General features: G+C 78.3%; 1 protein-coding gene. It reads right to left on the reverse strand.

The genetic code is table 11. The features are described 5' to 3' along the window. Nucleotides 1-5 precede the first annotated feature (5 nt). Nucleotides 6-14,903, reverse strand: coding sequence for an SDR family NAD(P)-dependent oxidoreductase (locus OG559_RS02105; RefSeq protein WP_405111710.1), 14,898 nt, complete (start codon nucleotides 14,901-14,903; stop codon nucleotides 6-8). Between the last annotated feature and the right edge of the window lie 645 nt (nucleotides 14,904-15,548).

Raw genomic sequence — 15,548 nt, forward strand, 5'->3', positions numbered from 1 at the left:
GGTCGTCAGAGTCCGAGTTCGGAGTCGATGAGGTCGAAGATCTCGTCGTCGCTGGCGCCGTCGATGTCCAGGTCGGGGCCGAGGTCTCCCCCCGGCCCGGTGCGCATGGTCCGCCACTTGGCCATCAGCACCTCCAGCCGGGAGCCGATCTGGGCGTGCAGCTCAGCCTCCAGGGTCGCCTCGGCCAGCGACCGTTCCAGGTTCTCCAGGTCGGTGAGGACCGGCGGCAGCGCCGGGCCGCTGTCCGGGACGAGCTGGGCGAGCAGGTAGCCGGCCAGAGCGGTCGGGTCGGGATAGTCGAAGATCAGCGTGGCGGGCAGCCGCAGGCCGGTCGCCTCGCCGAGCCGGTTGCGCAGCTCGACGGCGGTCAGCGAGTCGAAGCCGATCTGGCTGAACGCCCGGTCGGGGGCGACCGCCGCCCGGCTGCCGTGCCCCAGCACGCTCGCCGCCTGCTCGCGCACCAGGTCGACGAGCAGGCCGGGGCGGTCGTCGGCGGGCAGCGCCGCCAGCTCGTCGGCGAGGGTCCGGCCGCCCGTCGCCGGGGTGGCCGACCGGGCGCTGCGCCGCTCCCGCCGCACCAGCCCGCGCAGCAGGGCCGGGGGTCGGGCGACCCGCTCGGTGAGGGCGGCGACGTCGATGCGGGTCGGCACCAGCACCGGCTCGGCCGTCCGCAGCGCCGCGTCGAACAGGGCCATCCCCAGGTCCGAGGGGATGGCGAGCTGCCCGTCGCGGGCGGTGATCCGGGGGTCGGCGCGGTCCAGCTTCGCGGTCATCTCGCTGGCCTCTTCCCACAGTCCCCAGGCCAGCGACCGGCCGGGCAGTCCGGCGGCGCGCCGGGCCTGCGCGAGGGCGTCGAGGAACGCGTTGGCGGCGGCGTAGTTGCCCTGGCCGGGCACGCCGAACACCCCGGCCCCGGAGGAGAACAGCACGAACCCGGCCAGGTCGAGGTGGCGGGTGAGTTCGTGCAGGTGCCAGGCGGCGTCGAGCTTGGGCGCGAAGACGGTGTCGACGCGTTGCGGGGTGAGGGCGGTGACCACCCCGTCGTCGAGCACCCCGGCGAGGTGCACGACGGCGGTCAGCGGGTGCCGGGGCGGCACCGCGTCCAGCACCCGGGCCAGGCTGTCCCGGTCGGCCACGTCGGCGGCGGCGAGGGTGACGTCGACGCCCAGCGCGCGCAGTTCGTCGGCCGCGTCGGCCGCACCCGGCGCGGCTGCGCCGCGCCGGCTGACCAGCAGCAGCCGCCGCGCGCCGTGGGTCTCGACGAGCCGGCGGGCGACGAGCCGGCCCAGGGTGCCGGTGCCGCCGGTGAGCAGCACGGTGCCGTCGGGGTCCCACGGGCGGGGCGTGGTGAGCACCACCTTGCCGACGTGCCGGGCCTGGCTGACGTACCGGAACGCCTCCGGCGCCTGGCGCACGTCCCAGACCTGGGTGGGCAGCGGGGCGAGCGCGCCCTGTTCGAAGAGCCCGAGCAGGTCGACGAGCATCCGCTGGAGCTCGTCGGGGTCGGACAGGGTCAGGTCGAACGCCGTGTAGTCGACGCCCGGGTGGTCGGCCGCGACCGTCTGCGGGTCGCGGATGTCGGTCTTGCCCATCTCGACGAACCGGCCGCCGCGCGGCAGCAGCCGCAGCGACGCGTCGACGAACTCGCGGGCCAGCGAGTCCAGCACCACGTCGACGCCCCGGCCGCCGGTGGCGGCGCGGAACCGGGCCTCGAAGTCGAGGGTGCGCGACGACGCCAGGTGGTCGTCGTCGAGGCCGAGCGCGCGCAGCGCGTCCCACTTGGCGGGGCTGGCGGTGGCGTACACCTCGGCGCCGAGGTGGCGGGCGAGCTGCACGGCGGCCATGCCGACCCCTCCGGCGGCGGCGTGCACCAGCACGGACTCGCCGCGGCGGAGCCCGGCCAGGTTCACCAGCCCGTGGTACGCGGTCAGGAACACCACCGGCACGGAGGCGGCCTGCACGTACGACCAGCCGGCCGGCATCGGGGCGAGCAGCCGGCGGTCGGTGACGGCGAGCGGCCCGAAGCAGCCGACGAACACCCCGAACACGGCGTCGCCGGGGCGCAGGTCGGTGACCTCGGCGCCCACCTCGACCACCTCGCCCGCGCCCTCGCCGCCGAGCGGCCCGGCGTCACCCGGGTAGAGCCCGAGCGCGTTGAGCACGTCGCGGAAGTTCAGGCCGGCGGCGCGGACGCGGACCCGCACGTCGAGAGGGCCGAGGACGGCGTCGGCGGCGTCCGTCGGGACCAGGGTGAGGTTCTCCAGGCTGCCGCGCACCGGCGCGTCCAGCCGCCAGGCGGGCGCGGCGGGCGGGGTGAGTTCGCCCGTCGAGTCGGCGCGCGCCAGCCGGGGGACGTACCCGACGCCGCCGCGCAGCGCCGCCTGCGGCTCGCCGGCCGCGAGCACGGCGGCGAGCTGGTCGGCCCCGAGCCCGTCCCGGTCGACATCGACGATCACCAGCCGGTCGGGGTGCTCCGACTGGGCCGAGCGGACCAGGCCCCACGCCGCGGCGGCGGCCGGATCGACCAGTTCGGCGGTGCTGTGCACGGCGACCGCTCCGCGGGTGACCAGGACCAGCCGGGCCGCCGCCCAGCGCGGCTCGGTGAGCCAGCGCCGGACCAGCTCGAGGGCCCGGACGGTGGCGTGCCGGGCCGCCGCGGGCGCGGGCGCGGCGGGTGCCGTGTGCAGCGGCGCGAGGACCGCCGAGGGCAGGTCGAGGCCCGCGTCGACGGCGGCGGCGAGGGCGTCCAGCCCGGGATATCCGGCGAAGCCGTCGAGGCCGGCCGGCCCGGTGAAGCCAGCGGTACCGGGGGAACTGGCGGAGCCCTCGGTGTCGGCGGTGAGCGCCACGGCGGTGACCGGCGGGGCGTCGTCGGCGGGCGGCAGGGGGGTCCAGTCGAGGCGGAACAGGGCGTCCCGGGTGGCCCGGTCGTCGGTGCGGGTCAGCTCGCCGGCGGCGATCGGCCGCATCGTCAGGGCGTCCACGTCGGCGACCGGAGCGCCCGTCGGGTCGGCGACGGTCAGCGCGACGGCGTACGGGGCGACCTGGGTCAGGCGGACCCGCAGCGCGGTGGCGCCGGAGGCGTGCAGGGTGACGCCGTTCCAGGCGAACGGCAGCAGCAGCTGCCCCGCACCGGCCTCGGCGAGCCCGCCGAAGTGCGCGGCGTGCAGGGCGGCGTCGAACAGGGCCGGGTGCAGGCCGTACCGGTCGGCGTCGGCGCGCTGCGCGGCGGGCAGCTCCACGTCGGCGTACACCTCGTCGCCGCTGGTCCACACGGCGCGCAGCCCCTGGAACGCCGGCCCGTACGCGTACCCGTCGGCGGCGAGCCCGGCGTAGAAGCCGGACAGGTCGACGGGGCGGGCGTGCGGCGGCGGCCACTCGACCAGCTCCCCCGCCGCGTCCGACCCGGCGGACCGGTCGGCGGACAGGGTGGCGCTGGCGTGCCGGGTCCACGGCGCGTCGGCCGGCCCGCCGGCGGGCCGGGAGTGCAGGGTGGCCGGGCGGCGGCCGTCGTCGTCGGCCGGGCCGAGGGCCACCTGGACCTGGGTGGCGCCGTCGGCCGGCAGGGCCAGCGGGGCCTCGATGACCAGCTCGTCGAGGACGGGACAGCCGACCTCGTCGCCGGCCCGCAGGCAGAGTTCCACCAGGCCGGTGCCGGGCACCAGCACCGCGTCCAGCACCCGGTGGTCGGCCAGCCAGGGCTGGGCGGCGGCCGAGAGCCGGCCGGTGAACAGGTGCCCCTTCGCCTCGGCCAGCGCCACGGACGCGCCGAGCAGCGGGTGCCCGGCGGTGTCCAGGCCGGCCGCGCCGACGTCGCCGGGGCCGGCGCTCGGCCGGGGCCAGTAGCGGCGGTGGGCGAACGCGTACGTGGGCAGGTCGACGTGCCGGCCGCCGGCCAGGGCGGGCTGCCAGTCCACGCCGACGCCGCGCACGTGGAGCTGGGCCACCGAGAGCAGGAACCTGCCCCGGTCGCCCTGGTCGCGCTGCACCGAGCCGACCACCACGGCGGTGCCGTCGCCGTCGGCGAGGGTCTCGGAGATGCCCACGGTGAGCACCGGGTGGGGGCTGCACTCGACGTACGTGTCGTGGCCCTGGGCGGCCAGCTCCAGCACGGCCCGGTGCAGCTCGACCGGCTGGCGCAGGTTGCGGTACCAGTAGTCGGGGCCCATCTCCTCGCCGTCGAGCCAGCGCAGGTCGGTGGTGGAGAACAGCGGCACGGCGGCCGGGCCGGGGGCGATGCCGGCCAGCAGCTCGGCCAGCTCGTCGCGGATCCGCTCCACCTGGGCGGAGTGGGAGGCGTAGTCCACCGCGATCCGGCGGACCCGGGCCTGCTCGGCGGCCAGTTCGGCGAGGAGCCCCTCCACGGCGGCCTCCTCGCCGGAGACCACCACGGCGGCCGGGCCGTTGACGGCGGCCACCGCCACCCGGTCGTCGTACCGGGCGGCCCGCTCGCGGACCACGTCGGCGGGCAGCGCCACGGAGGCCATCGCCCCGTGCCCGGCCAGGGCCCGGATCGCGCGGCTGCGCAGCGCCACCACCCGGGCGGCGTCGGGCAGCGAGAGCACCCCGGCGACGCAGGCGGCGGCGATCTCGCCCTGCGAGTGGCCGACCACGGCGTCGGGTCGCACACCGTACGAGCGCCACAGCTCGGCCAGCGACACCATCATCGCGAACAGGGCCGGCTGCACCACGTCGACCTGGTCGAGGCTCGGCGCGCCCGGGGCCTGGCGCAGCACGTCCAGCAGCGACCAGTTCAGGTACGGCCGCAGCGCGGCGTCGCAGGCGGCCATCCGCTCGGCGAACACGGGGGCCTGGTCGAGCAGCTCCAGCCCCATGCCGAGCCACTGGGAGCCCTGGCCGGGGAAGACGAAGACGACCCGGCCGGTGGTCCCGGCCTCGCCGCGGACCAGTTCGGGGGCGGGCCGGCCGTCGGCGAGCGCGTCGAGGGCGGCGGCGATCCGGTCCGGGTCGCCGCCGACGAGCACCGCCCGGGAGTCGAACGCGGCCCGGGTGGTGGCCAGCGACCAGGCCACGTCGAGCGGGCGCTGGTCGGGCCGTTCGGCCAGGTGGTCCCGCAGCCGCCGGGCCTGCCCGGCCAGCGCCTCGGGGGTACGCGCGGACAGCAGCCACGGCAGCGCCCCGGGGCCCCCGGTCAGGTCGGCGGTGGACTCCGACGCTCCGATCGGCTCCGGCGCGGGCACGGCCTCGACGACGACGTGTGCGTTGGTGCCGCTGATGCCGAACGAGGACACCCCGGCCCGGGCGGGCCGGTCGGCGCGGGGCCACGGGCGGGCCTCGGTGAGCAGCTCCACCGAGCCGGAGTCCCAGTCGACGCGGGAGGTCCGCCGCTCGGCGTGCAGGGTGCGGGGCAGCCGCCCGTGCCGCATGGCGAGGACCATCTTGAGCACCCCGGCGACGCCGGCCGCGGCCTGGGTGTGGCCGAGGTTGGACTTGACGGAGCCGAGCAGCAGCGGCGGGGCGTCGGCGGGACGCTGGCCGTACGTGGCGAGGATCGCCTCGGCCTCGATCGGGTCGCCGAGCGCGGTGCCGGTGCCGTGCGCCTCGACGGCGTCCACGTCGGCGGGGGTGAGCCCGGCGGCGCCCAGCGCGGCCCGGATCACCCGCTCCTGGGACGGCCCGTTCGGGGCGGTCAGCCCGTTGGACGCGCCGTCCTGATTGACGGCCGTGCCGCGGACCAGCGCGAGGACGGGGTGGCCCCGGCGGCGGGCGTCGGACAGGCGCTCCACCACCAGCATCCCGACGCCCTCGGACATGCCGAACCCGTCGGCGTCCTCGGCGAACGGCTTGCACCGGCCGTCTGCGGCGAGGCCGCGCTGGCGGCTGAACCCGGTCAGCCCGGCAGGGCTGGACAGCACCGACACGCCACCGGCCAGGGCCAGGTCGCAGTCGCCCTGGCGCAGTGCCTGGGCGGCCAGGTGCAACGCCACCAGGGACGCCGAGCAGGCCGTGTCGACGGTGACCGCCGGCCCCTCCAGCCCGAGGGAGTACGCGACCCGGCCGGACAGCACGCTGCCGGCGGTGCCGGTGAGCAGGTGGCCCTCGTCGGCGATGGTCTCCCCGTCGTCGGCGACGGCGCCCGGGGCGATCTGGTCGGCGTAGTCCTGGCCGTGGGTGCCGGCGAACACGCCGGTGCGGCTGCCGCGCAGCGTCCCCGGGTCGATGCCGGCGCCCTCCAGCGCCTCCCAGGAGGTCTCCAGCAGCAGCCGGTGCTGCGGGTCCATGGCCAGGGCCTCGCGGGGGCTGATGCCGAAGAACGCGGCGTCGAAGTCGGCGATGCCGGTGAGGAATCCGCCGGAGCGCACGTACGTCCGCCCGGGGGTGCCGTGGACGGGGTCGTACAGGTCGGGCCAGCCCCGGTCGGTGGGCAGGTCGCCGATGACGTCGCCGCCGCCGTCGAGCAGCCGCCACAGCTCGGCCGGTGAGCCGATGCCGCCGGGGAACCGGCAGGCCATGGCGACGATCGCGACGGGTTCGTCGAGGGCGACGGTGCTCGCGTCGGCGACCTCGGTGGCGGCGGTGCCGAGCAGCCGGGCGTGCAGGTGCGCGGCGAGCAGCTCCGGGGTGGGGTGGTTGAACACCGCGTGCGGGGCGAGCCGGACGCCGGTGACGGCGGAGAGCCGGTTGCTCAGCTCCACGGCCATCAGCGAGTCGAAGCCGAGTTCCTTGAACGGGCGGCGCGGTTCGACCTGCTCCGGGCCGGTGTGCCCGACGACGGTGGCGCTGCGGGCGCGGACCAGGCCCAGCAGCAGCGCGGCCCGCTCCGGCTCGCCGAGCCCGGCCAGCCGGTCGGCGAACCCGGCGGCGGACGCGGGGGCGGGGTCGGCGTTGACGGCCCGGCGGGGCGGCGGGGGCAGCAGCGCCCGCAGCAGGGCGGGCACCTCCCCGGAGGCCCGGACGGCGGCCAGGTCCAGCCCGATCGGCACCAGCGCGGGCCGGTCGGAGTGCAGGGCGGCGTCGAACAGGGCCAGTCCGGCGGCGGTGTCCAGTGGGCGGGTGCCGCCCCGGGCGAGGCGGGCCAGGTCGGCGGGGGTGAGCCGGCCGGCCATCCCGGCCTCCTCGGCCCACAGGCCCCAGGCCAGGGCGGTGGCGGGCAGGCCGCGGGCGCGGCGGTGCCCGGCGAGCGTGTCGAGGAACGCGTTGCCGGCGGCGTAGTTGCCCTGGCCGGGGCTGCCGAAGGTGGCCGACGCCGAGGAGAACAGCACGAACGCGGCCAGGTCGAGGCCGGCGGTCAGCTCGTGCAGGTGCCACGCGCCGTGCGCCTTGGACCGCAGAACCCGCTCCCAGCGGGCCGCGTCGAGGCCGGTGAGCAGGGCATCGTCGGTGACCCCGGCGGCGTGCACGACGGCCACGAGGCGGTCGGCGAGCGGGGCGACCACCTCGGCGAGCGCGGCCCGGTCGGCGACGTCGGCGGCGACCACCCGGACGGTCACCCCGGCGTCGGTGAGCGCGGCCATCCAGTCGGCGTACCGGCCGGCGCGGCTGAGCAGCACCAGCTCGGTGACGCCGTGCGCGGTGGCGAGGTGGGTGGCGATGTGCCGGCCGACGCCGCCGGTGCCGCCGGTGACGAGCACGGTGCCGCCGGCCAGCGCCGGCAGGGGCCCGGCGGCGGGGTGCTCGACGGGGCGGAGCCGGGGCAGCAGGGCCCGACCGTCGAGGACGGCCACCTCGGGCTCGTCGGGGCCGGCGGACAGGGCCACCCGGACGGCCGCGTCGTCGCCCGCGTCGAGGCTGAGCAGCAGGAACCGGTCGGGATGCTCGGCCTGGGCGACCCGGACCAGCCCGGCGACCGGGGCGTGCACCGGGTCGCCGTCGCGCACGGCGAGGGCGAGCCGGGTGGTCTCGGCGCGCGGGTCGTCCAGCCAGCGCCGCAGCACGGCGAGGGTGTCGAGGCCGACGGCGTACGCCCGGTCGGGCACCGGCCGTCCCGGGTCGCCGTCGCCGACCCGCAGCACCAGCACCGGCGGCAGCGGCCCGTCCGGGGGGCTGCCGTCGGCGAGGGTCCAGGCGGGCACCGGAGTGGCCGGGGCGGCGGCGGGCAACCGGTCGACGGCGTACAGGCCGGCGGGGGCGGCCGGCGGGGGCGGGCCGTCGGCGGGCGGCGGCGTCACGACGCGCAGCACCACCCGGTCGACCTCGAGCACCGACGCCCCGGAGTCGTCGACGGCGCTGAGGGTGACCGCGTCCGCCCCGGCGGGGGCGAGGCAGACCCGCAGCGCGTGGGCTCCGGTGGCGCGCAGGCGCACCCCGGCCCAGTCGACGGCCATCGGCCGAACGGTGGGACCGGCGGCCCCCGCGCCCGCGTCGGCTTTGACTCCGGCGGTGGCGAAGTCGGCGAGCGGGAGCAGCCGCAGGGCCGCGTCCAGCACCAGCGGGTGCACGCCGTACCGGTCGGCGTCGGAGTCCCGGGCGTCCTCGGGCAGGCGTACGTCGACGAAGAGCCGGTCGACGGCGACCCACGCGCCCCGGGCCAGCTCGCCGGCGAGTGCCCGGTGCTCCGGGGCGTCCAGGTCCACGGGGCGGGCACCGGTGGGCGGCCACGCCGGTACGGCGGTGACCGGGCCGGCGGCGGGGTCTGCCGGGGCGAGCACCGCCTCGGCGACCTCCCGCCACGGCTGGCCGTCGGCGGCCCGTACGTGGCAGCGTGCCACCCGACGCAGGTGCTCGTCCGGCCCGGCGACGATGACCTGCACGTCGACGGTCAGCTCGGCGGGCAGCGGCACCGGCTCGGGGATCCGCAGCCGCGCCACGGTGGGCAGGTCGAGGAGTTCGCCGAGGTGGGTGAGCAGGTCCAGCAGGGCGGTGGCGGGCAGCAGCGGTACGCCGTCGGCGGGCGCGGCCAGCCACGGGTGGGTGGCCGCGGCGATCCGGCCGGTGCAGACGACCTGCCCGGTGCCGGCGACCGGCAGCACCGTGCCGAGCAGCGGGTGCCCCGCGTCGGTCAGCCCGACGTCGGCCGGGCCGCCGGCCACCGCCGAGTAGGGCAGCCAGTAGTGCCGGCGCTGGAAGGCGTACGTGGGCAGCTCGACCCGGCGGTGCGGGCCGGGGCCGGCGAGGGCGGCCGGGTCCACGGCGGCGCCGCGCACGTGCAGCCGCGCCACGGCGGCCAGCAGCGCGTCCGGCTCGTCGTCGACGGTCCGCACGGCCGGGACGAAGGCCAGCCCCTCGGCGTCGGCGGCGAGGCAGTCCTGGGCCATGGCGGTGAGCACGCCGCCGGGCCCGACCTCCAGGAACGTGCTGATTCCCTGCCGGTGCAGGGCGCGCATCCCGTCGAGGAAGCGGACGGTGCCGCGCACGTGCGCCACCCAGTAGTCGGGCGAGCAGAGCCGGGCCGGGTCGACCGGCCCGCCGGTCAGGTTGGACACCACCGGCAGGTGCGGGGTGCGGTAGGTGAGGCCGGCGGCCACCGCGCGGAACGCGTCGAGCATCGGCTCCATGCGCGGCGAGTGGAACGCGTGCGACACCCGGAGCCGGCTGGTCCGCCGGCCGGCGGCGCGCAGGGTGGCCGCGACGGCCAGCACGGCGTCGGCGTCACCGGACAGGACCACACTGGTCGGCCCGTTGACGGCGGCCAGCCCGACCCGGTCGGTGAGGTGGGGGGCCACCTCGGCCTCCCCGGCCTCGACGGCGACCATCGCGCCCCCGTCGGGGAGCTGCTGCATCAGCCGGGCCCGGGCGGCGACCAGCGCCGCCGCGTCGGCGAGGGAGAACACCCCGGCCACGTGCGCGGCGGTCAGCTCGCCGACGGAGTGGCCGAGCACCGCGTCGGGGCGCACGCCCCAGGACTCCAGCAGCCGGTACAGCGCCACCTCGAACGCGAACAGGGCCGGCTGGGTGTACAGGGTCTGGTCGAGCAGGCCGGCCAGTTCCCCGCCGGCCTCGGCGAGGGTGACCTCCGCGACGGGGTGCGGGGCGTGGCCGGCGAGGGCGCGGTCGAGTTCGGCGCAGGCCGCGTCGAACGCGTCGGCGAAGACCGGGTACGCCGCGCGCAGTCCCCGGCCCATGCCGGGGCGCTGGCCGCCCTGCCCGCCGAAGAGCAGGCCGAGCTGGCCGTCGACGACCCGGCCGGTCAGCACGCCGACGGTGTCGGGGTCCGCGTCGCCCCGGGTCAGCGCGGTCAGCCCGGACCGGGTGGCGGCCGGGTCGCCGGCCAGCACCACGGCCCGGTGCTCCAGGGCGGCGCGGGTGGTGGCCAGGGCGTGCCCGACGTCGGCCGGGTCGGCGTCCGCGCCGGGGCCGTCGAGCCAGCCCAGCAGCCGGGCCGCCTGGTCGCGCAGGGCCTCGCCGGTGGCGCCGGAGAGCAGCCACGGCACCGGCCCGCGGCGGTCCCCGGCGACGGACGCGGGCTCCCCGGCCGGGCGCGCGACGGGCGCGGGCTCCGGGTCGGCGGGGGGCGCCTCGACGATGACGTGGGCGTTGGTGCCGCTGATGCCGAACGAGGAGATGCCGGCCCGCCGGGGCCGGTCCACCGCCGGCCAGGGGCGGGCCTCGGTGAGCAGCTCGACCGCGCCGGCGGACCAGTCCACCTCGGACGTCGGGGCGTCCACGTGCAGGGTGGCCGGCAGTGTCCCGTGCCGCATGGCCAGCACCATCTTGATCACCCCGGCTGCGCCGGCGGCGGCCTGGGTGTGGCCGAGGTTGGACTTCAGCGAGCCCAGCCGCAGCGGACCGGCGTCGCCCCGGCCCGCACCGTACGTGGCGAGCAGCGCCTGCGCCTCGATCGGGTCGCCGAGCCGGGTGCCGGTGCCGTGCGCCTCGACGGCGTCCACGTCGGCGGCGGTGAGCCCGGCGGCGGCCAGCGCCCGGCGGATCACCCGCTCCTGGGCGGGCCCGTTGGGGGCGGTGAGCCCGTTGGACGCGCCGTCGGAGTTGATCGCGCTGCCGCGCAGCACGGCGAGGACGGGGTGTCCGTTGCGGCGGGCGTCGGAGAGGCGTTCCAGCAGCAGCACGGCGACGCCCTCGGACCAGCCGGTGCCGTCGGCGCCCTCGGCGAACGCCTTGCACCGGCCGTCGGGGGCGAGCCCGCGCTGCCGGCTGAACTCGACGAACGCCTGCGGGGTGCCCATCACCGCCACGCCGCCGGCCACCGCGAGAGTGCAGTCCCCGGCGCGCAGCGCCTGAGCGGCCAGGTGCAGCGACACCAGCGACGACGAGCAGGCCGTGTCGACGGTGACGGCGGGGCCCTCCAGCCCGAGCGCGTAAGCGACCCGGCCGGTGACCACGCTGCCGGCGGTGCCGACGCCGAGGTACCCCTCGGTGCCGGGTGGGGCCTGGCGCAGGTTGGCGGCGTAGTCGTGGTGCATGACGCCGGCGAAGACGCCGGTGGCGCTGCCGCGCAGCGAGGTGGGGTCGATACCGGCCCGCTCGAACAGCTCCCAGGAGGTCTCCAGCAGCAGCCGCTGCTGCGGGTCCATCGCCAGCGCCTCGCGGGGGCTGATCGCGAACAGGGCGGCGTCGAAGTCCGCCGCGTCGGGCAGGAACCCGCCGACCCGCACGTACGAGGTGCCGGGCTGGTCGGGGTCGTCGGAGAACAGGTGCGCGAGGTCCCAGCCCCGCTCGGCGGGGAACCCGGTGAGCCCCTCCCGGCCCTGGGCGACGAGGTCCCACAGCTCCTCGGGGGAGGCGACCCCGCCGGGCAGCCGGCAGGCCATGGCGACGACGACCACCGGGTCGTCCGACGGGGCCCCGCCGGCCGGTCCGCCCGGGGCGGCGGCTGCCGGGGTGGCGCCGCGCAACCGGGCGGCGAGGTGCCGGGCGAGGGCGTCCGGGCTCGGGTGGTCGAAGGCGGCGGTGGCGGAGAGCCGTACCCCGGTGGCGCGGGCCAGCCGGTCGCGCAGCGCGACCGCGCCGACGGAGGTGAAGCCGAGTTCCTTGAAGGCCCGACCCGGGCGGACCGCGCCCGGACCGGGCAGGCCGGCGACCTCGGCGGTGGCGGCGCGGACGAGGCCGAGCAGGAGCCGGTCGCCCTCCACGGTGGCCAGCGCGGTCACCCGGCGGCGCAGCTCGGCGGCGTCCCGCTCCTCGGCCGGGTCGGTCCCGGCGGGGCCCCGCCAGGCGGGGTGCGCGGCGGCGGCCGGGTGGGCGAGCAGGACGAGGTCGTCGCCGTCGTGCGCGACGTCGAACGCGGCGAGGTCGATCCGGGCAGTGGCGCTCGCCGTGCGGTCCGGGTCGGCCGCCGTGCCGACCATCCGGGCGGGCAGGCCGGCCGCGCGGCGGCGGGCGACCAGGGTGTGCAGGGCGCCGACGGCAGCCGCCGCCCGCTCCCGGTCGGCCCCGCCGAGCAGCGGGGCCGCCGGGACGAGAACGGTGAACGCGGTGACGGCGGCGTGCCGGGCGTGGGCGTCCAGCGCCTCGGCGAGGGCGACCAGCCGCGCGGCACCGGCGGGGTCCGCGAGGTCGGCGCCGGACGGGCAGAGGAAGACCGCGCCGACCGGCTCGTCGCCGGCGGGGGGCGCGGCGGCGTCGGCCCGGTGCCGGCCGGCGCCGGAGCGGCGCTGCACGGTGACCGTCGCGCCGGCCGCGGTCAGCTCCGCGACCAGCTCGACCAGGGCGGCGTCGTCCGGGGAGCCGGCGGGCAGCAGCACCAGCCGGCCGGCGCCGTGCGCGCCGACCAGGTGCCGGGCCAGCGCCGCGCCGGTCGGGGTGTCGGCCCCGGCGACCAGGGCCGGGGCTGCCGGGTCGACGACCCGCGCCGGTCGCGCGGGGGTCCGCGCGGGGGCCGGCCCGAGGACCGGGTGCCGGGCCGCGCCGGCGCGCAGCGCCACCTGCGCGGCGCCGGCGTCCACGGCGGCGGGCAGCAGGGCCAGCGAGTGGGCGTCGGCGTCGACCAGCACGACCCGGCCCGGGTACGCGGCCTGGAGGCAGCGGCCCACCGCCCAGGCGACGGCGGCGGCCGGGACGAGGTCCGGGTCGTCGGCCAGCTCCGGGGTGGACGCGTCCACTGCTCCGGTGGTCAGCAGCACCAGCCGGGCGGCGGCGGACCGGTCGTCGTCGAGCCGGTCGCGTAGCCGGTCGGCGAGGCCCAGCACGGCGCCGGGGTCGGCGAGGTCCACCGGGGCGGCGTCGGCGAGCAGCAGCGTCACGTCCGGCACGTCCGGGTCCCGGCGCAGGGCGGCGAGGTCGGGGTACGCGTCGAACCGGTCCACCGCCGACGCCGCCCGCAGCGGCTCGACCAGCGCCTCGCCGCCCGTGCCGACGACCGCCCAGCGGCGAGCCGGCGCGGGGCCGGCCGGGTCCGCAGCCGGGTCCACCGTCGCGGCGGGAGCGGCCGGCGGCACGGCGGTCAGGTCCAGCGGTCGCCAGGTCACGGTGCTCAGCGGGTCGTGGTGGCTGCCGTTGACGGCGCGCAGCCGGGCCGGCCGGTCCAGCAGCCGCCGCCGGGTGACCTTCCCGGAGGCGGTGCGCGGCACCTGGCCGATCTCGTACAGCTCGTCGGGCACCTTGTAGTAGGAGAGCCGCTCCCGGCAGGCCGCGTACCCGGCGGCGGGGTCGAAGCCCTCCGGCCCGGGGACGACGAACGCCACCGGCACCTCGCCGAGCACCTCGTGCGGCCGGCCGGTGACGGCCACGTCGGCGACGCCGGGCACCGAGCGCAGCGCCTCCTCCACCTCCGACGGGTGGATCTTCTCCCCACCCCGGATGATCAGCTCCTGGTGCCGGCCGGTGACGAACAGGTTGCCGTCGACGTCCCGGCGGGCCAGGTCACCGGTGCGGTACCAGCCGTCGCGCAGCGCGGCGGCGGTCACCTCGGGCAGGCCGTGGTACCCGAGCATCACGCTCGGCCCGCGTACCCACACCTCGCCCTCGGCGTCGACCGGGACGTCCACTCCGGTCTGCGGGCTGACCAGGCGCACCTCGACGCCCGGCACGGGCTTTCCGCAGGAGCCCTCGACCCGGGGCGAGTCCGGCCGGGTGATGGCGATCGAACCGCAGGTCTCGGTGCTGCCGTACGCGTCGAGCAGCGGCGCGTCGAACACCTCGTCGAACGCCCGGCGCAGCGCGCCCGTGGTGATCGCCCCGCCCACCAGGCACATCCGCAGGGCCGGGGCCCGGAAACCGGTGTCCCGGGCGGCGGCGACCAGGTGGTGGTACATGGCCGGCACCCCGGCCAGCACGGTCGCCGCGTCGGAGTCGACGGCGCGCAGCACGTCGTCGGCGGAGAAACCGTCGATGAGCCGGGCGGTGGCGCCCACGGCGGTCACGCTCAGCACGCAGCCGATGTGGGAGAGGCTGTGGAACAGCGGCAGCGGCCACACCACCCGGTCGTCGGGGGTCAGGCCGGGGATCGGCACGTAGCAGGAGGCGACCGACCACAGGCAGGTGCGCTGGGTGGACAGCACGCCCTTGGGCCGGCCGGTGGTGCCGGAGGTGTAGAGCATCCAGGCGACCTCGTCGAGGCCCAGGTCGTCCCGGGCGTCGACGGCGGGCTCGGCGTCGGCCAGGTCCCGCCAGGCGGCGACGCCGTCGGGCGCCGGGTCGTCCCCGATGACCCAGACCCGCAGGTCGGGGCGGTCCGCGCGCAGCCGTACGAGCTGGTCGAGGTGCTCCGGGCCGACGACCACCAGCACCGCGCCGGAGTCGTCGAGCAGGTGGGCCAGCTCCGCGTCGGTGCTGCGCGGGTTCAGCGGTACGCCCACCGCGGCGGCCCGGGTGACGGCGAGCCACGTCTCCACCGTCTCCACCCGGTTGCCGAGGCAGAAGGCCACCCGCTCGCCGCGCCCGACCCCGGCCGCCGCCAGGTGCCCGGCGAGCCGACGGGTCCGCGCCTCCAGGTCGGCGTATCCGACCGCGCGGCGGTCGTCGCGGAAGGCGACCTTGTCCCCGAACCTGTCGGCGTGGGCCCTCAGCAGATCGGGCAACGGCTGGACCAGGTCGCTCCGAAGCATGTCACCACATTCCGTCCGTCGGCGAGACTCCTCGTCCGCGGCGTAGACCTCGCTCGCCGTAACGGCCCAAGTCTTCCGAGCACCCTGCCGACGACCTACCCCTGTCGCCCCCTAAGTCGTCCCCAGTTCCAGGGCCGATCCGCTGGCGGGACGCGCCGCAGACCGATGATGGGGCGACCCCCGCAGACCGTCGTGCCCGTGCTCCGTCAGTCGAGGTGCCGTCGTTGGAACGCTCGTGGTTGTTCACCCACCTGGCCGTGCCGGCCGGCGGGTGCCCGGACGCGCGGATGTCCGAGCTGCTCGGGACGGTGGTCGCCGAACTGGTCGCCGCCACCCGCCGGGCCGACCCGCGAGCGGACTGGTTCTTCGACCGGGTCGGCGCTCCGGCCGGGCCGCGGCTGAGCCTCGGCTTCCACACGACCGGCGCCGGGCTCGACGAGGTACGGCGGCGGCTGCCGGCGGCCGACCGGGACGCCTGCCGCGCCGACCCGTACGCGGTGCGCGACGCCGCCCGGGGCGGCCCGCTCGCGCACGCGGGCAGCGACCTGGCCCTGGCCCTGCTCGGCGGGGACGTCCCCTGGCTGGCCGGGGTCGAGTTGCCGCTGGCCGTGGCGCACCTGCGGCACCTGACCGGGCTGGTGCCGG

Source organism: Micromonospora sp. NBC_01405 (genome assembly GCF_045040155.1).
Classification (GTDB): Bacteria; Actinomycetota; Actinomycetes; order Mycobacteriales; family Micromonosporaceae; genus Micromonospora.